Annotated in this window: 12 protein-coding genes, 2 tRNA genes and 1 riboswitch; of the genes, 3 read left to right on the top strand and 11 right to left on the bottom strand. The window is 37.0% G+C overall.

The genetic code is table 11. The features are described 5' to 3' along the window. Positions 1–144: 144 nt before the first annotated feature. Positions 145–1,500, bottom strand: coding sequence for an FAD-dependent oxidoreductase (locus EKM68_RS07990; protein WP_125589576.1), 1,356 nt, complete (start codon positions 1,498–1,500; stop codon positions 145–147). 91 nt (positions 1,501–1,591) lie between these two features. On the opposite strand from EKM68_RS07990, the gene EKM68_RS07985 reads away from it, so the two are divergent. After that, positions 1,592–2,284 carry an EAL domain-containing protein gene (locus EKM68_RS07985; RefSeq protein WP_125589573.1) on the top strand — a complete coding sequence of 231 codons (693 nt, stop codon included), beginning with the start codon at positions 1,592–1,594 and terminating at the stop codon, positions 2,282–2,284. Positions 2,285–2,346: 62 nt separating this feature from the next. On the opposite strand, the gene EKM68_RS07980 is transcribed toward EKM68_RS07985, so the two are convergent. Continuing rightward, positions 2,347–3,699 carry an FAD-dependent oxidoreductase gene (locus EKM68_RS07980; RefSeq protein WP_125589571.1) on the bottom strand — a complete coding sequence of 451 codons (1,353 nt, stop codon included), beginning with the start codon at positions 3,697–3,699 and terminating at the stop codon, positions 2,347–2,349. A gap of 813 nt (positions 3,700–4,512) precedes the next feature. Between EKM68_RS07980 and EKM68_RS07975 the strand changes: the two genes are divergently transcribed. Continuing rightward, complete coding sequence (locus EKM68_RS07975; RefSeq protein WP_125589569.1) at positions 4,513–5,508, top strand: aldo/keto reductase; 996 nt, start codon at positions 4,513–4,515, stop codon at positions 5,506–5,508. A 451-nt stretch (positions 5,509–5,959) separates the two neighbouring features. Here the strand turns inward: EKM68_RS07975 and EKM68_RS07970 are convergent. From EKM68_RS07970 to EKM68_RS07955, 4 genes are all read right to left on the bottom strand, one after another. After that, a tRNA-Thr gene (locus tag EKM68_RS07970) sits at positions 5,960–6,032 on the bottom strand. Between the two features lie 84 nt (positions 6,033–6,116). Then, positions 6,117–6,189: transfer RNA gene (locus EKM68_RS07965), tRNA-Asn, on the bottom strand. Between the two features lie 65 nt (positions 6,190–6,254). Further along, entirely contained in the window at positions 6,255–7,544 is a 1,290-nt protein-coding gene (serS, locus tag EKM68_RS07960) for a serine--tRNA ligase (RefSeq protein WP_125589567.1), read from the bottom strand. Positions 7,545–7,828: 284 nt separating this feature from the next. Further along, positions 7,829–9,280: an amino acid permease gene (locus EKM68_RS07955; RefSeq protein ID WP_125589565.1), complete on the bottom strand. Its 1,452-nt coding sequence runs from the start codon at positions 9,278–9,280 to the stop codon at positions 7,829–7,831. A gap of 88 nt (positions 9,281–9,368) precedes the next feature. Then, positions 9,369–9,543, bottom strand: a riboswitch (Lysine riboswitch). Between the two features lie 92 nt (positions 9,544–9,635). On the opposite strand from EKM68_RS07955, the gene EKM68_RS07950 reads away from it, so the two are divergent. Next, positions 9,636–11,156 carry a helix-turn-helix domain-containing protein gene (locus EKM68_RS07950; RefSeq protein WP_125589564.1) on the top strand — a complete coding sequence of 507 codons (1,521 nt, stop codon included), beginning with the start codon at positions 9,636–9,638 and terminating at the stop codon, positions 11,154–11,156. A gap of 28 nt (positions 11,157–11,184) precedes the next feature. Here EKM68_RS07950 and EKM68_RS07945 read toward each other — a convergent pair whose 3' ends face one another. The 5 genes from EKM68_RS07945 to EKM68_RS07925 form a co-directional block, all read right to left on the bottom strand. Next, positions 11,185–14,583 carry a BspA family leucine-rich repeat surface protein gene (locus tag EKM68_RS07945; RefSeq protein WP_125589562.1) on the bottom strand — a complete coding sequence of 1,133 codons (3,399 nt, stop codon included), beginning with the start codon at positions 14,581–14,583 and terminating at the stop codon, positions 11,185–11,187. 153 nt (positions 14,584–14,736) lie between these two features. After that, positions 14,737–15,777, bottom strand: coding sequence for a DUF916 domain-containing protein (locus EKM68_RS07940; RefSeq protein WP_125589561.1), 1,041 nt, complete (start codon positions 15,775–15,777; stop codon positions 14,737–14,739). 1 nt (position 15,778) lies between these two features. After that, positions 15,779–16,759 carry a WxL protein peptidoglycan domain-containing protein gene (locus tag EKM68_RS07935; RefSeq protein ID WP_125589559.1) on the bottom strand — a complete coding sequence of 327 codons (981 nt, stop codon included), beginning with the start codon at positions 16,757–16,759 and terminating at the stop codon, positions 15,779–15,781. 102 nt (positions 16,760–16,861) lie between these two features. Continuing rightward, positions 16,862–17,956: a DUF3324 domain-containing protein gene (locus tag EKM68_RS07930; protein ID WP_125589557.1), complete on the bottom strand. Its 1,095-nt coding sequence runs from the start codon at positions 17,954–17,956 to the stop codon at positions 16,862–16,864. Between the two features lie 120 nt (positions 17,957–18,076). Then, complete coding sequence (locus EKM68_RS07925) at positions 18,077–18,847, bottom strand: WxL domain-containing protein (protein ID WP_164509390.1); 771 nt, start codon at positions 18,845–18,847, stop codon at positions 18,077–18,079. Between the last annotated feature and the right edge of the window lie 100 nt (positions 18,848–18,947).

Genomic DNA, 18,947 nt, shown 5'->3' with positions numbered 1-18,947 from the left:
TAAAACTATGTATCATCTCTTCGATGACCATGTACATATAGTACCGAGATAATATGAATTTAATCAGCTTAAAATTAGAAAAAAGTATGAAAAAAAGAATGTGAGACTATCTCACATTCTTCATATTTGTATGACTTCAGAAAATTAAGTTCTTAGATAACCATTCTCTTGATCAACCGCCATTTGACCAGCCAAATTCAAATAATCAAACGGATTGTTAAAATTAGGCGAGAATAACATATCCAAAAATGCTAATTGATCGATCGTTGCACCATTTTGAATCAAAGCCGATACTGTATTGGCTGATTGTGACACATCATGTTTACTCATCAATTGAGCACCCAGAATCTTACGATTATTGCGATCATAAATCAATACAACTGTAACTGAATGAGCATTTGGCATAAATTCAGGACGATACGGTCCCTTATAAACTACACTTGCAACATTCAACAAAGCTAGCTTTGCATCTTCAAGTGTCAAACCCGTACATGCGACGGTTTGATCAAATACTTGGATACCTGTTGTTGACTGCGTTCCAATCGATCTCACATGACGTTCAAAGACATTGATACCTGCCAACATTCCCTGTCTAACAGCATGTGATGCTAAAGGTGAATATGTATTGGATCCAGTTGGATTGTAATGAACAATTGCCGCATCCCCCGCTGCCAAAATATCAGGATCAGATGTCTGCATATAAGCATCCGTAATAATAGCACCGTTTTCTTCCATCTCAACTTTACCTTGCAACAAGTCAGTCTGCGGGATGATGCCAGCACTGATAACCGCCATATCAACTCGATAACTATCATTATTAGTTGTGGTAACTAACAAACCACCATCAGCATCTGCAAAAGAAGTAACTTGGTCATTAGTTATCACGTGAACGCCGTGATACGTCAATTCTTTTTCAACTGATTTGGAAATAACAGGTTCAACATATTTGTTCAACAAATAAGCTGCCTGTTGAATAAGCCAGACCTCGTGGCCAGACTTGGCATATCCTTCAGCGAGTTCGACTCCGACATATCCACCGCCAATAACAGCAATTTTTGGTTTATCCTCAGTATTATCACATAGGTCACGTGCTTGGTCATAAGTTTTGCACAATAAGACTTTGGGGTTCTCAATGCCACTGATAGTTGGGATTGCCGTTGACGAGCCAGTCGCCATTATCAACTTATCGTATGTCGATTTCTCCATCTTTTTGGTTTTCAAATCCTGAACTAGCAAAGAATGATCATGAGTATCAACTCGAATAACATCATGATTCATTTCCATATCAACACCTTGTTCAGCAAAATCCTTGGGCTCAGCATAAAGTGCGTCTGAAAGTGTCTTGACCGTACCCTCTATATGAAGATATGTTGCACAAGACAAATACGAAATACTATCCTGACGTTCATAAACCGTGATTTCGGTTTCAGGATAATATTTTAAAATTTGCTTAATTGCTGCAATGCCAGCATGAGTACAACCAATGACGACCACTTTCATAACATACACCCTTTCTTTTTGTCAACTGTTGTCATAGTATAGTATAATGCACTTTAAATTTTTGTGTAGTCCACTTTAGGAGGATTCGTTATTGCAACCATTTTATCGTTATTTTGTTCAACCCCAAATTGATACCAAAACAAACTCAGTCATCGGTTACGAACTGTTAATGAAGGAACTTACATCAGAAGGATGGAGCTTGCCTGAATCATTTTCAGCTATCGATCCACAAGTAACAGCCGACTTACTGATTCAAACAACCAAAGTTTTATCACTAAAAGTCCGCCGTTTATCTGTTAATATCAGTCGCGAGCAGCTGATGACAACATCAATCGCTAAGGCTATCATTCAAAGTCAGCAACAATTATATCCAACTAAGTTGGTCGTTGAATTAACGGAAGATGACAGTCCACAATGCTATTCTTTCGAAGAAATACTGACTCAACTTAAAGGATTTTTGGATAATGGAATCCAAATTTCACTTGATGATGTTGGTACAGGTGTTAATCACTTCAATAATATTAAACAACTATTGCCGTTTGCTTCAGAGCTAAAATTTGCTCTACAAAACTTTACCGACCAATTTGTTGATCCTCTTATTCAAAGCAAACTCCATTTTTGGCATGCTATGAGCAAAGAATATGGGTTAAGATTAGTCCTAGAAGGCATCGAAGACAAGGCCGACAGTCAACTTAGCGAAAAATTAGGTATCCATATCAAGCAAGGCTATTACTACAGCAAACCTTTACTTCTTAAATTACCTGAAGATTATATGCAAGCTTAAACAAAGACAAATTAAAGAGCCACGATAATTTTTACGTTATCGTGGCTCTATTTATATCCAAATTATTCTGATACTTTACTGTTAGCTTTTTCCACAGCGGCAATTGCCAATGCACTTACATAGTTGACTGGCTTGTCGAAGTTTGGTTGGAAGAAGAAGTCAACCATTGATAATTCATCGATAGTTACTTTTTTCTGGATAGCTAATGAAAGAAGGTTAGCTGATTGAGAAACATCATACTTACTTGTCAATGCTCCACCAAGAATTTCACGTGTCTCAGGGTCCCATACTAAGTTCATCAATACTGGAGTTGTTGATAACATAAATTCAGGACGATAATTGTCTTCAAGTGAAACTGACTCAACATTCTTGCCTAAGATTTCAGCGTGTCCAGCAGTCAAACCACTAGCTGCATATGTTCTGCCGAATAGCTCTACAGCTGATGATGATTGTGTACCAATATATGGAGCAGTATCCTTTTCAATATTAGCACCAACTAGAATACCTTGACGAACAGCGTTTGTTGCCAAAGGAATATATTGGTTGTCATTTGTTGGATTGTAATAAACTGATGCAGCATCCCCAGCTGAGAAGACATCTGGTTTGCTTGTGTGCATATATTTATCTACGATCAAAGCACCATTTGGCAGTGTTTCGAATTCATCCTTGAACATGTCAGTATTAGGACGGAAACCAACACTCATAACAGCAATGTCAGCCTTGTATTCATTCTTGTCAGTTTTAACAATAACACCGTCGGCAGTTTCTTCGAATGAAACAACTTTTTCGTTCAATCCAAGTGTTACGCCATTATCAAGGTAGTCTTGTTCAGCAATCTTTGACATATTCTTATCAAAGTTCTTGGCTAGAACATCTGGCAAAGCATCGATCAGCGTTGTCTTCTTGCCTAGGGTTGAATATCCCTCAGCTAATTCAGCCCCGATATAACCTGCACCAATAACGATTGCGCTATTGATATCCTTAGCATTTTCTTTCAATTCTGTAGCGTTAGTCCAGTTTTTACATAGAAATACTTTGTCTGAATCAATTCCAGGAATATTGGGAACAATTGGAGCTGAACCTGTTGTGATAACAAGTTTGTCGTAATCTTGTTCTGAAATATTGCCAGTTTCCAAATCTTTAACTGTTAATTTTTTATTATCAAAGTCAATATTAGTTACATCATGTTTCATCTGCATGTTTGCACCTAACTTGGCCAAGTCGTCGGGACTTGAGTAGAACATCTTATTAGGATCTGAAACACGGTCACTTACCCATAGAGCAATTCCGCATGATAAAAATGATAAATTATCATTGCGTTCATAGACTGTAACTTCCCAGTCTGGATGTGCCTTCAAAATATTCATTGCTGAAAATGTACCTGCGTGTGTACAACCAATAATACTAACCTTCATAGTATCTACCATCCTTCTATTGTGACAATTTAAACTATTACTATAGACAGAACGTCAATCTGACGTAAGCGTTTACCCAAGAATTATAAAAAAATATGCCTAAATTAATAAAGCACATAAATCCATCTATAGCAACGGTTTCCTTCCTTCTTATTAATCAAATTTATGTTTTTGATTACAAAACAAGAAGTACTTTTATTATCATACAAAAATATTAGTTTGTGATGTTAAAAACAAATAAAATTTTTTGTCTAAATTGAATAGAAATGTTTAAACAGATGTTGTATACTTTGAATTGTGAAAGGGATCAGATATGGTTGCCAATGCAATTCCTTCCTTTTATTAAATAAACAAATGCGTTACGGTACACATCCTCATATCGTAACAAGTTCTATTGACTCAACGTAAATACAAATTGCCCCCCTCAATCAATTTATATTTATCGAGTTAAGTTTCATCAGTTTCCATTTTCCCATTCCGATGATCACTGATTGAATGTTTTCGTTAATTAATAAAATCCCTCTCTATTTTTGACAAATTTGGAAACCTCACAAATCATATCTGACCACTTACACTACTGGTAACCCGTTGCACAGTGTGTGCAACATAAATGAGCCCGTCCCCCCAAGAGGCGAGCTTATTTTTTTTACTCTTTTTTGTGGATTCCGTCTCCGGATAATTCATATCGAATAATATTATTCATCAATATAGAGTTTAATTAAAATAATAATCAAAAACATGCATCCTCATTCTTGAGTAACCAACACCAATGACATACCATGAAGTAGTATGAACAATTAGGAGGTCAATAAAATGTATTCTGCATCAGATAATCGTTATAATAACAATTCTGTGCGCCACGCTGGCGAAACTGGCTTAATGTTACCACCAATTTCATTAGGATTATGGCGCCATTTCGGTAGTGCCGACCCATTGAGTGAACGTCGAGATGTTATTCTACATGCTTTTGATAAGGGACTCTTTCACTTCGACGTCGCCAATCATTATGGTGACGGGCAAACTGGCTTTGGTACTTCTGAAGAACTTCTAGGTCAAATCTTGAAAAATGACTTGAAAGCATATCGTGATGAATTAGTTATTTCAACTAAAGTTGGCTATGAGATCCACGATGGTCCCTACGGTATCGGAACTTCTCGCAAGTCACTGATTCAAGGTATCAATGATTCACTTCAAAGATTGAATCTGGATTATGTTGATATTTATTATGCCCACCGTTATGATGACAAGACACCTATTGAAGAAACAGTTCGTGCGTTAGACGATATTGTTCGCTCTGGTAAAGCTCTTTACGTTGGTGTTTCCAATTATGAAGTACCTGAAATGAAACAAGCTATTGCTCTATTCAAAAAACTTGGTATTCCATTCGTACTCGATCAAATGAGCATGAACTTATTGAACGACCACGTTGAAACTAGTGGACTGTCACAGTTGCTTAAAGATAATGGTGCTGGAGTTATTGCCTACGGTCCATTGTGTGAAGGCTTATTATCTGACCGCTATCTTAATGGAATTACAGATGAATTCAAGATTCATCATACTAATAATGGATTATTGGACAATGGTTCAGATGCCTTGGTAGCTAAATTAAATATGTTAAACGATGTTGCCAAAAATCGTCACCAGACCCTTAGTCAAATGTCACTTGCTTGGTTGTTGAGAGATCCTGTCGTTGCCAGTGTTATTATTGGTACGACTAACAACGATCACTTGGACGAGAACCTACAGGCTTTGGATAATCTTGATTTCTCCAATGACGAGATTGAACAGATCAATAAATTAATTAAATAGAATGTTAAATGAAGAGCGCTGACTTTTGGCGTTCTTTTTTCGTCTCCGGACAAAGGCAACGCGTCGCTGTGAGGCACGACCCCAGCCAAAGTGCGGTCTGGGGTCTCAATTTTTAGCTTTGCAATAAACCGCAAATCTAAAAATCGTCCTGTGCTGACACATTGCCTTTTTCCCCCCGACTTATTTCTAATAGGATAAATATACATTACTATACAAAAATATAATGGTGACAAATCAGCCGGAAGTGGAAAAATATTTTCCAGCCGTGAAAGTGGCGGCACGCCACAGGACGAGCTTGGAGATTTGCGGTTTGTGCAAAGCTTCAACTCGAGGTTCGAGACCTTGGCTCGAACCGGTCCAACGGTAGGAATAATATTTTCCCACTGGAGGCGGAATCAAAAACAAGCTACAAAAAAAAGAGCACTGATCAAAATCAGTACTCCATTCATTCTGCCATCTGCAGGATTTGAACCTGTGACCGCCGGTTTACGATACCGATGCTCTACCAACTGAGCTAAGATGGCATAAAACACGCCTATAAAAAAATACATCTAATTCAAATGAACTAGATGTATTACAAGCGCACCTAGGTTTTCCTAAGTATATAACTCCGGATGTCAGACTCGAACTGACGACACCCTGATTAACAGTCAGATGCTCTACCAACTGAGCTAATCCGGAATAATTCAATAGTCGCTTTTCAACAACTATTAAATTTTATCAATCTACTAATAAAACGTCAATATCTATTTGGCATTTTCCTTAGTAATTTTTGTTACTCCGCCCATGTATGGTACCAAAACATCAGGAATTGTAACTGAACCATCTTCATTTTGATAATTTTCAAGAATTGAAGCCACACATCTACCAACAGCCAAGCCTGAACCATTAAGTGTGTGAGCTAGTTGAGTCTTACCATTTTCGTCACGGTAGCGAATTTGGGCACGACGTGCTTGGAAGTCGAGACAGTTAGAACAACTTGAGATTTCACGGTACTTACCTTGTCCTGGCAACCATGTTTCAAGATCATAAGTCTTAGTTGAACTGAAGCTGGCATCCCCACTTGATAGCACAATAACATGATAAGGAATATTCAACTTCTTCAAGATGTTTTCAGCATCAGCTGTCATCTTTTCCAATTCAGCAAATGATTGTTCTGGTCTAGCAATCTTAACCATTTCAACTTTGTTAAATTGGTGCATACGGATCAAGCCACGAGTATCACGTCCAGCACTACCTGCTTCTGAACGGAAACTTGGTGATAGAGCTGTAACTTTCTTAGGAAGCTCGGCGCCATCAAGAATCTTACCAGCAAAGTAGTTAGTCAATGGAACTTCAGCTGTAGGGATCAATGTCAATGGATTTTCGTCAACCATGACAGTATAAACATCTTCAGTAAACTTAGGGAATTGAGATGTACCAAACATTGCTTGATTGTTAACCAAGTAAGGTGTGATCATTTCTGTATAGCCTTCTTGTTGATGTTGATCCAACATAAAGTTGTAAACAGCACGTTCAAGTCTTGCACCCATACCAATGTAGTATACGAAACGACTACCAGAAACCTTAGCAGCTTGGTCGAAATCTAAGATGCCAAGTGCTTCACCGATTTCCCAGTGATGCTTTGGTGTGAAGTTGTATTCAGGAATATCGCCCCACTTACGAACTTCTTTGTTGTAGCTTTCATCAGGTCCAACAGGAACTGAGTCATCAGGAATATTAGGTAGACGAACCAAGATATAATTCATCTTATCTTCTGTATCTTCAAGTTTTGTATCGATTTCTTTAATATCACTACCAACTTGTTTCATGTCAGCAATTTCTTGATCGGCATTTTCCTTGTTACGCTTCTTAGTAGCGATACCTTGAGAAACTTTGTTTCTCTTTTCTTTCAAAGTCTCAGTTTGAACTAAGAATTCACGGCGATCTTTATCAAGGTCCAACAAATGGTCGATTTCTTCAGCAGTAACACCACGTGAAGCTAATTTGTTCTTTGTCCATTCTGGATCTTTTCTGATCATCTTAATGTCTAGCATTGATCTTCCTCCTGTTATTAACCAATAAAAAAAGTAGTCAATTATCCCATAAAGGGACGAATTGACTACTTTCGCGGTACCACCCAGTTTCAATGTATCTCAAATACATTGCACTCACAGACTTTATCGGATCAATCCGAACGGCATTACCCGTTAGCCAGTGTACTGGAATAAGAATCTCAGCAATTCACACCAACCATTGCTTCTCTGATAGATTCTAAATAGGTACCCTATTAGCTTTGTTATTTACCTATATAATAATTTAAAACTAACAAAAATTCAAATTAATAATGATAGTGTCTCTTAGTATGCTCAACATCGATATCGTCAAGCTTCAAGAACTTCGTGTGATGACGCAACTTGTAGTAGATCCAGCAGACGAACAAGACAATCAGTCCACTATAACTAATCAAGAGACGCATGACGTTGAAATCAACTAATGAACGAATATCCTGACCAATTATGATAATTATTCCCAGAATGATAGCAAGGATCGGACCAAATGGGAACCACTTAGCCTTGTATTTCAGATCATCCAAACTGTACCCTTTATTGATGTAGGCTTTTCTGAAACGATAATGTGAAAATGCAATACCGATCCAAGCGATAAATCCAGTCAATCCACTAGCTGCGACTAGTAATTCATAGAATGAATCACCATACAAACTAGTGAATAAGGCAGCACCACCGACTAAGGCAGTAAGTAATAGTGAGAACACTGGAACACCACGGCCATTAGTTCTCTCGAAGGCCTTAGGTGCCATGTCATTTTTACTCATGGACCAGAGCATACGACTGGCCGCATACAAGCCGGAGTTAGCGGCGGAAATAACTGATGTCAAAATAACGGCATTCATAATTCCAGCAGCTAGTGGTATACCAACTTGCTTGAAGACAATAGTAAAGGGACTGATAGCAATATCGCCAGCCTCTGAACCTAGAAGATTAGGACTTGTGTAGGGAATGATTGCTCCAATAACTGCAATCGACAAAATATAGAATAATAAAATTCTCCAGAAAACTTGTTTGATAGCCTTGGGAATACTCTTCTCAGGCGTAGCCGATTCACCAGCAGTAATACCGATCAACTCAGTACCCTGGAACGAGAATCCAGCAACAACGAACACACTCAGTACCGCTGGAACCCCGCCAACGAAAGGTGCCTTCTTATATGTGTAATTGCTCAAACCAAGCGCATGACCGTCACCGCCTAGAATACCCATGATCGTCAAAGCACCAACGATCAAGAAGACGATAACTGCAGTAACCTTAATTGATGATAACCAATACTCCGTCTCACCAAATGAACCAACTGAAACTAAATTAATAATTAATAGAATAATCATAAAAGTCAAACTGATCTTCCATGATGACCAACTTGGGAACCAATACTTAACAACGATCGAGATGGTTGAAAGATCGACGGCCAACGTAATTGCCCAGTTAAACCAATAATTCCACCCTAAGGCGAATCCAAAGGCCGGGTCAATAAACTTAGTAGCATATGTAGCAAACGACCCTGAGACCGGCATATATGTAGCCATCTCTCCTAAACTTGTCATTAAAAAGTAAACCATGATACCAATAGCAACGTACGCTATCAAAGCTCCTCCGGGACCGGCAGTTGAAATTGAAGAACCACTAGCAACAAAGAGTCCAGTACCGATTGACCCACCAAGAGCAATCATGGACAGATGTCTAGTTTTCAACGACCGATTCACATCAGTATTTTCCATTTTTTTCGTTTCCCCTATCTTGGATTTTACAAAAAAATCCTTATTACCAGAAGAAACTACTGACAATAAGGATTTGATTTTCATCCAAATGATCAATAGCCCAACGCACCTATGTGCGACAGTCCGTTATTTATTAAACAACGACCCAACCAAATTACCAATAGGGGTAAAATAATTTCGGCATTGTCACCTTTTACACTAAATCGCTGTACCCTATCGTACTCAAAAGTGCTAATTATTGACAATGCGCCTCTATCTGATTACAAAATATTATAAATAAATGTTACCATAGTAGCAAGTAGTGTCACGAATTAATTAAATTTTTTTTAATATGCCAGATTCGGGGGAATTGAACATGTTGGAGCAAGTGTTCCTAGTCAAACAAGATGTTGAGAAATATCGAATGCTCACGGTAATCAAATCATTACCGCCACAAGAGCTCAATCTTAGTAATATCAGTAATCGGATGCAATTTACATACCAAAAGACTTATAATATCTTCCAAGCTCTATTAGAGGACATTCTGGAAGTTGCACCTGATATGGATCCAAAAGTCACTAAAATCGAATCGATCGACTTCACAAAAATCGCAATAGATACTTACAGATTATATTTAGTACAAAACTCCATCGTCTTCCAAGCCTTCAATTATGGACTGACTAACGCAAATCCGTCATTCGAAGCCTTCAGTAATGAACATTTTACTAGTAAGTCGACACTTAACAGAAGAATGTCTGCTTTCAGAACATTTTTGAAAAACTTCGGTTTGAAGATTTCAAACTCAACACTTGAAATCAAAGGTGACGAAAAAAGTATTCGATGGATGGCATACTTTGTTTACTGGTATATATATCATGGACAAGATTGGCCCTTTGCACTGATTAAGCAAGACGATATAGACGACATTATCGACCGCTCTGGCAAAACGTTCAGTAACCCTATAACTTATATTCAACTAGAATATTTCCTCGCCATATCGCGTATTAGACTGACTAAACGTAATTATATCAACAACATGGATACATATAACGATGTTTTCGGTAACCAAAAACTTGGTGAAGACGTTCTTCGCCGCGAAGATTACACAATTGTTCCCATAAACGCACTTGATAATGAAAACAAATTATTAAATTTATTTCACAAGATGGTCTTCCAACCTAGCGCCGAGATCTACGCACAACCAATGAACTTTGATGTCAGAATCAATTCCAAATTTTATGCGTTGGTTTATCACTTTATAGATTTCTTAAAAGAACATTATCGTGATGATATGACCGTTTACCATAATCAAAAAGTCTTAAAAGATATCATGACCTACGTATCACGTGATATTATCTTCTATTACATCATGGCAAATGATGGCGTCGTTAAAGGTAGTTATTATGATAAGAATCCTGAAGATACCAAATCACTGTCATCCCTCTATCAAAACGTTCATGAATTCTTCACTAACGTTAACGACAAAGAATATCACGGTGTTAAAAACGCTGCTGAAGCTATCGCACATGACTTGTATCAGATACTTCCTAGCTATATCAATACAATTCAAAAAGAAGATTATATTCATGTCAAAGTATTAGTCGATCCTGGTAACGCCGCCGAAGAAGTTGTCTTGAGAAATGTCAGGACACTGGAATTCGTTCACGTGGTACCGAGTGATCAATATGAAGATGTCGATGTCTTGATCTCAACTCTAGATATTTTACCTAGAGATTACGAATTAGAGATGTACCCCAAGAATATGGAAGTCATTCCTTGGAATATAACCAACACACGTACCGATTATATTTGGTTGTTAGTTCGTTTGAACCAGGTATATGTTGATAAATTGAAGCTGCGTGATGCTGACAAAAAGAAAGCCAAAAAAAAGAGTTGAATTTAAAAATTCAACTCTTTTTTTGTCTCTAAAACTCTTTAACATTTGATACGTCGACAGCTCTGACCCATTCGTTAGTAGCTACACGATGCATCGTTAGACCATTGATTACAGCAGTCTTATCAGACTTCCAACTGCTATTGGCAGCTAGTTGTCTGTTGGTTACAGCATTGCCGCGTTCATCATAAACAGTCGTATTAGAATCATTAGTTTGAACAACTGCACTGATAGGCGTGTACTCAAAAGCATCATTTGCACTAACAAATTCATTGCTGGCAACACGATAATACTTAATTCCATTCATGTAAGTATAGACATCTGTTATCCAGTTACTGTTTGGACGAAGTTGTCTGCCTACTTCCTTTTGGTGTGCATTAAGTAAAGTCTTGCTTGAATCGTTGTATGTTTCAATATACTCGTTATCTGGAGTATAAACATAGACATCATCCATCTTGACCCATTCACCTGAAGCTACCCGGTAGTACGAAATACCATTTCTACTTAACTTCTTGTCAGCATACCAACCAGTATTTGGCTTTAATGCTCTATTAGTAACTTGGTTACCATTGGCATCATATAACTTTGCGGCAGGTTGATCAGCGAAAGTTGCGACATCGATATCTACATCTGTGATCGATTCAGTTGGTGTAGTGGTTGATGAGCCACCACCATTACTTGTTGACTTCTTAGTGTAAGTTACGTAGCCGGCTCCGCCTTCATCTGGATCATTAACTGTGATTCCATCTGCAGTTACTGTAGCTGCTACCTGTTTCTTATCTGCCGTATAACCGGTTATTGTTGGAACATCTATTTTCTTTGTTTCTCCAACAGTTCCGGTAACATCTTTAACCACTTGGTCTCCTTGGTTAGATTTGATTGTTACATCTGCTTTGACTGTAGCTGGTGCATCCTTCGTGTAAGTGACATAACCAGTTTTATCTGGATCGTTAACTGTAATTGTTCCATTCGAATTAATTGTAACTTCGACCTGATTCTTGTCTGCCGTGTAACCAGCTATTGTCGGAACATCTATTTTCTTTGTTTCTCCAACAGTTCCGGTAACATCTTTAGCCACTTGGTCTCCCTGGTTAGATTTGATTGTTACGTCTGCTGTGACTGTAGCTAGTGCATTCTTCGTGTAATTAACAATTCCAGTTGTAGTCATATTACCTTGACTGTCAATCGAAATTGGAATTGTATTATCAGTTGTGGAATAACCATCTTGTGATGTATACGCTGAAATATCATAGTCAGATATTGTAGAACCATAACTTCCTGTGACATTTGGAATCGTGATTTCTCCATTTGGAGTTCCATCATCATAAGTAGTTTTTACGGTTAAGTTATTTTTAGCTTGTAATCTTGTGTAGTTGATTATGTTAGCTGTTGAAATATGACCGTCTGCATCAACGGAGAAAGTTACAGATTTCGTGTCAGTTGTGTAGTTGGAAGGTATTGGATAACTAGAAATATCTACAGGATTATTAGTTGATCCATATACACCTGATACTTCTGGTATTTCCAAAAATCCATTAAGTGAACTATTGTCATTGTAAACAGTTGGGATCTTCAATGTACCAGTTGCCACTTGCGGATTTTCTTTATACAGAATGGAATCAGATGTAGTGAAATCATTTGCTCCGTTTACCATACCTGATATTGAAGCCGTGTAATTACCATCTGCATCAGCAACTAACTTTTCAGTACCATTCTTATAAGGTGTGTAACCTGCCACTGCAGGCACTGTAATAACTTTATCAAACGTATTACCGGATACTCCGGTTATGCTAGCTGTAATATTGCCGGTATCCGCCTTGTCACTGTACGATGTTGGTACTGTCAGAGTCCCATTTACTGTACGGACGTATGTTTCAGCTACTGCTGGCATCGCGGAATATATTGCTTCGATGCCAGTAGCTGACATCTTTTGTCCGTTAGGATTGTTTTCTGTTCCGGTTCCAACTGCCTGCCAACTTCCCGTCGGAACAGATGAGGCATCACTCAAACCCGTATTTTCACCCAATTTAATTTTATATAAATTAGTACCGTAAAACATACTATTCGTGTTAGTCGTATTACCAGCAAGTGAATGAGTATCGAAGCTGGACAAATCTAGACTTTTTAATGATATATCACTATTAAACATATACGCTACATTAGTGACCTTGCTTGTATTAAATTTAGATACATCTATACTCTTAAGTTCGGGTAAATTATAAAACATAGATATCATATTTGTGACATTAGAAGTATTAAATTTATCAGGGTCAATTATTATTTCTTCCATACTCATAGAATGAACATTACCTGGATCAGGTCCTGAAAACATACCAGACATAGTTGTGACATTTTTCGTATTAAATGACGATAAATCCAATTTCTTCAAGGCATATGTAACAATAAACATACTTCCCATATCTGTAACTTTACTAGTATCGAATGATGATAAGTTAACATTTTCCAAAGAAGACATACCACCAAACATGTAGTTCATATCTGTAACATTACTTGTATCCCAATTTGACAAATCCAATGATTTTAAATTCAAAGTGTTTTGAAACATTCCAGACATACTTGTAACTTTACTTGTATCTAAATTATTTAATCCATCAATTGACGTTACGCCCTTTAAACCACTGAACAAGGAACTTGAATTGGCATTTGCTACTGCACCATCATCAATTTGAACTGAAGTTATGTCAGCAAAATGTGGACTCGTTTTCCAGTGTGGATCACTTGCTGATCCTAATTCACCGGCACCTATATGTAGCACACCACCATTGTCGATATACCAACTGGAATCGCCAAACTTACCACCATCATCAAGGTTATCCGTAGCGGTTGTTGTTTCTGGAACAGGCACAGCCTGACTCGCCATTCGAGCGCTGACTGGAGCTGGAGTATCAACAGCTGGACTAGCTTCTGCTACATCCTTGTTGGTGCTTGCAGGGACAGACGTTAGTCCATTATTTTCAGTACCACTCTGAACATCAGGTGCTTCTGTAGAAGTATAATCAATAGTCTCATCAGTAGTGATAGTACCATCAGCATTTACATTTGCGACTATCATACTTTTATCAGCTTTATAACCTGCTTTAGCAGGCACAGTAATTGTTACAGTCTGTCCTACTGTACCAGTAACATTAGTTACTGTCACATCTCCTAAGTTAGAAGATACCGTTACATTGGCTGTAACAGATTTAGCTTCATTCCTTGTACTATCAGAATTATTAGTTGCAGTTTGATCCGCATTAGCTGTATCTGATGTTCCTACAACATCGGCATGCACATCTAATCCAGTAACTGCACCCCCTAATAACATTCCAGCAAATGATAGTGTTGATACTACGACCCATTTTTTGCCAGCTTTAACTAATTTCTTCTTAACGACCGCATTTGGGTCGTGTTTTAATTGCATAAATCTCATAAAAAGTCTCCCTCCAGTTTATGAAAAAAGCACATCATAAATATATTTATTACACGCTTTCATTATGACAGATTTAAACATTTTTTAAAGCAATAATTTAACATTTGAATACATATATAATCAAAAAAAATAAACCTCTCGGTTTATTTTTTATTATTTACGACTTCTAGTTTTTTTACCATGTGATCCGGTCTTCTTATTACGTTGTGAATAGTACAAGAACATCCATAAAGCTACTAGAATCAAAGCAATAATTCCTACAATGATTATTATCCATTGATTGCTCTTCCTACCTGTCTTCGCCTCAGCTTGTTCAGCTATATAGTCAACATCACTCTTACTTACAGAAATAGTTCTGGTAAAGGTTTTCTCGTATCCAGCCTTACTTTTAACGGTTATCACGGCCTTATACTTACCCGCACTCAAATCCTTGACAGGAATAAAATAGCTAAACTTAGAATTCGGAGCTATTTGTAAATTCTTAGCACTGTAATTCGTATTATCACTATTGTGAGAAATTTTAGCCTTTAACGTAACTTCATTGATATTAATTGGTGCAGTATTGTCCAAAGTATATGCAATGCCAGAATTCCCAGCTACTGACTTAGGATTGGCATTAGTCAGATGCATATCAGGAACTACCCCATCATCTTTGGATCGAAGTACTACTCCTTTAACATATCTAACTTGATTTTTAATATTAATATTTTTAGATTTAGTAGGACTAACATTAGCAGTTGTTGTTACACCGCCCAAGATAATCCCCGTATATTCTGTTGAAGGTGATTTAACTTTGAAACTCACTGTCTTAGCTTGACCAACTTTTAAATTAACAGTAGTTTTACGTTTGCCATCAACTAATGATGTTAATGACGGATTCTGATTTTTGTACAATTTAACATTGTACTTATCATATCCAATAACACCAGAATCGGCAGTATAAGCATCATTAACCTCAGCTTGGACTTTGATAGATTTACTACCAGTGTTGATTATCATAACCTTCAAATCTTGTTCCTTATTAGGTTCCACTTTCAAATCAAAATATGATTCATTCTGATCAATCTGATTATCTGGAAGAACTGCTTGAACTGAGTATGATTTATCCGCAGCAGCATTTACCTTGGTAGTTGGATATACAAGGCTTACAAAAAATAACAATATAGCAAATATAAATATACTTTTTCTTTTCATATTAACTCCTATTCTGATGCCAAATTCCCCAAAAGATTAATACGATTAGAGATACCAAAACCAATACAATCAGGATATACGTAATCGTCTTATCGTAAACTAAGTTCTTACAACGTGAATTGATGTCATTTGCTTGCTTCTCAGTTATAGTATAGGTTTTTTTAAAGTTCCAAACAGCCTTACCACTTCGTGCAACACCTTCAACCTTATATTTGCCAGGGGCAATAGGCGTTTGATTTTGATTGAAATCAATTGGTATTTTTGAATTAGGTGCAACCTTTGGATATGTGAGGTCTGCGGTCATTTTCTTTGGTCCTAAATCAAAACGATCTAACCAGCTTTCACGCTTAACAGTTGCGTGAACTATAACTTTTTTCATCATACCCGGTTGATTGTTTTGAAGGTTAACATAGACATGCGGTTGATCGTTTTCAACTGCTAATGACAAACTGTGTAAACTCAATATGCCACCAACGGCTTTATTATCTTCAGTTATCCAGACAGGCACACTTGAACGTCCTTGTGCAACACGATTAATATCATATATATTAAAACCACCCATTATAAGTCCTTTGAGTTTTTTATCAGGAATTTTTACTTTAAAAGTAAGGTCCTTAGTCTGATTTGGTCTTAAAGTTATCGTTTGAGATTTGGTCATATCTGCAAAGGCATACTGAAGACCATAATCACCCGTCTTGATATTCTCAGTATAAGCAATTTTACCGTCAGAAGATGTAGTAGCATTAGTTGGTACTACTTTAAGTTTTAATTTTCTAATACCAAAGTTGCTAATTGATATCTTAAGTTTTCTTTCTCCACCCTTTTTACTAACAATTTGAAATCTATCAGTAATATTTGAATCACCAATCAAAGGGGTAACTGTTACACCATTAATATCTGCGTAAATAGTTTTTGGTGTCATAAATAAAAATAACACACAAAAACTAACAACAGACAATAAATAAATCATTCTTTTCTTCATGTTTTCTTACCCCATAAACCTAGATATGTGTACATATCAATAATACTAAAAAAGCTGTTCCAAGTCTTGGAACAGCTCAATTTAATTTTTTATTTATTAATATTAACGACGACGTCTTCTAGGTTGATTGTTTGATCCACCATTATTACCGTTGTTCTTATTATTCTTTTTACCTAGATAAATACCTAGTCCTAGAATAATGGCTAAAGCTAGAATGGCTAACAGAATATACAGCCACATATAATTTGGTTTTATTCCCGCCAATTTATTGTACTTAGCAGCATCCGAATTAGTAATAGTAAAATCCTTATTAATGACCCAACTCTTTAAGCCACCGGCTGTTTTGTAGGTCAATTTCAAATGATAATCACCTGCTTGAAGCGACTTCTTACCCCAAGAAATGGAATAATTGTAGTTTGATGTTGGTGCGATTTGTTGATTACCTACTGAAGACTTGATTTTGAAACTTTTGTCACCTTTTTTCGTGACTATTGCTTCTGAGTTTAGAGCACCATCATAAGAATTTGTTGAATTATGGACATTAGCAAGAACTCCAGGTTTTTGTCCATCGGTGGATGTCACAGTATTAGGCTTAACAGTTCTAACAGAATATTTAGATTCAACCTTATCCTTACCTGACTGGCGTGTTTGAATAGGGATTGAGTAACTAAACTTATTCTTTAATAGCGTACCATTTGATGATACGGTTCCCTTAGCCTTTTCCTTATATGGGCTAACATTAAAACCACCCATCAAATAACCATCAAAACTCTTCTTTGGAATTGTCATTGTAGCAGTTATTGTGGCTTGAGATTTACCAGGAATTGATATTGTTCCCTTGTTAGGAGAAATCATATTTCTAGTTTGGAATTTTAAAGATGGATCAGTAACTTTAGTTTTATTGTAACCCAATGCTCCGCTATCGGTTGTATAGGCAGTATTAGCATTGTATAAGAATGTTCGTTTACTACTCTCCTGATTTATAATAGCTAATTTAAGTTCAACTTTTTGTCCAGGATCACCTGTAACAACGTAACTCTCATTATCCAAATTAACATTGTCATTAGAATCACCAATGACTTTTAACGCATATCCACCATTAACAGCAGCACTTACACTTATACTTCTAAATCCAAATGTGGTTAATCCCAGAACAAATATTAACGCAAGAACAAATTTCTTGACTATTTTTTTCATTGTAAAACCCTCCGTGGTTCTAACTAAATACAAACAACTATATTATAAAGTAAAAACCACTACAGTTGTAGTGGTTTTATACTAAATTATAAATATATGAATCTAACATAAGTTTAACTATTATGCTGCTGGTGTTGCAGGTGTTGAATTCAATGTCCAAGTAATAGTTCCTTTATATGCATTAACTCCATCAGTAGCAGTTGTAGTTGATGGCAAATGTAATGTAGCGGCATCTAATCCTTTGAATTCAGCATTAATTGTACCTAGATTATATGTACTTGCTGCAAGACTAACGACTGTAGCGTCAGTTCCTTGATCCAATGTTGTTGCAATTGTTGACAATGGACTTGTTGGATCTTGTGGTTTTGCATTTGAAATAGGATCACCCTTTGAGTCCTCTAATTGTTGTGAAGCTAAGTCAATTGACCAAGGTCCAGCTGCTGCCTTACCACTTCCATCAATAAAGTTACCTAAATTAGCACTAACTTGGAATCCCTTTGCTGACTTACGTGAATCAATGACTGATAGTAATCCTGAATCATTACCATCCTTTGCGGCACCACTAGTTGAACCACCGGTAAGATTTGCTACAGTTTCACCTGCTGCAACTGTACCAAAACCGAAGTTAGGAACAGCCTTAAGTACTAATGCACCGTCAACAACGTTAACGTTAACATTTGAATTTGCTGTTGCTGTACCTTCAGCATCATTTGTACCAGCAATTGCTACATAACTTGTATCAGTTAAATCTCCTGTAGTTTGACCTGCTGTTAAATCTTTTTGATTGAATGAACCTGTAGCAGCAAATGCTGTTGTTGCTGGTGCAACTAGTCCTAAGATCATTCCTGCTGAAGCTAAGCTACCTACTAATACGTTTTTTGATAATTTCATGTTTATATCCTCCCTGATATAGAAACCCAACCTATTCATGAATAAAAAATCACAATATTTTTGGTGGATTTTTACCAAAGATATTGTGATTTTCTTGTTT

The sequence above is a fragment of the Companilactobacillus jidongensis genome, from assembly GCF_003946575.1.
Classification (GTDB): Bacteria; Bacillota; Bacilli; order Lactobacillales; family Lactobacillaceae; genus Companilactobacillus; species Companilactobacillus jidongensis.
Note: the sequence above shows the minus strand (reverse complement) of the source record. Positions and strands in the feature narration are given on the sequence as shown.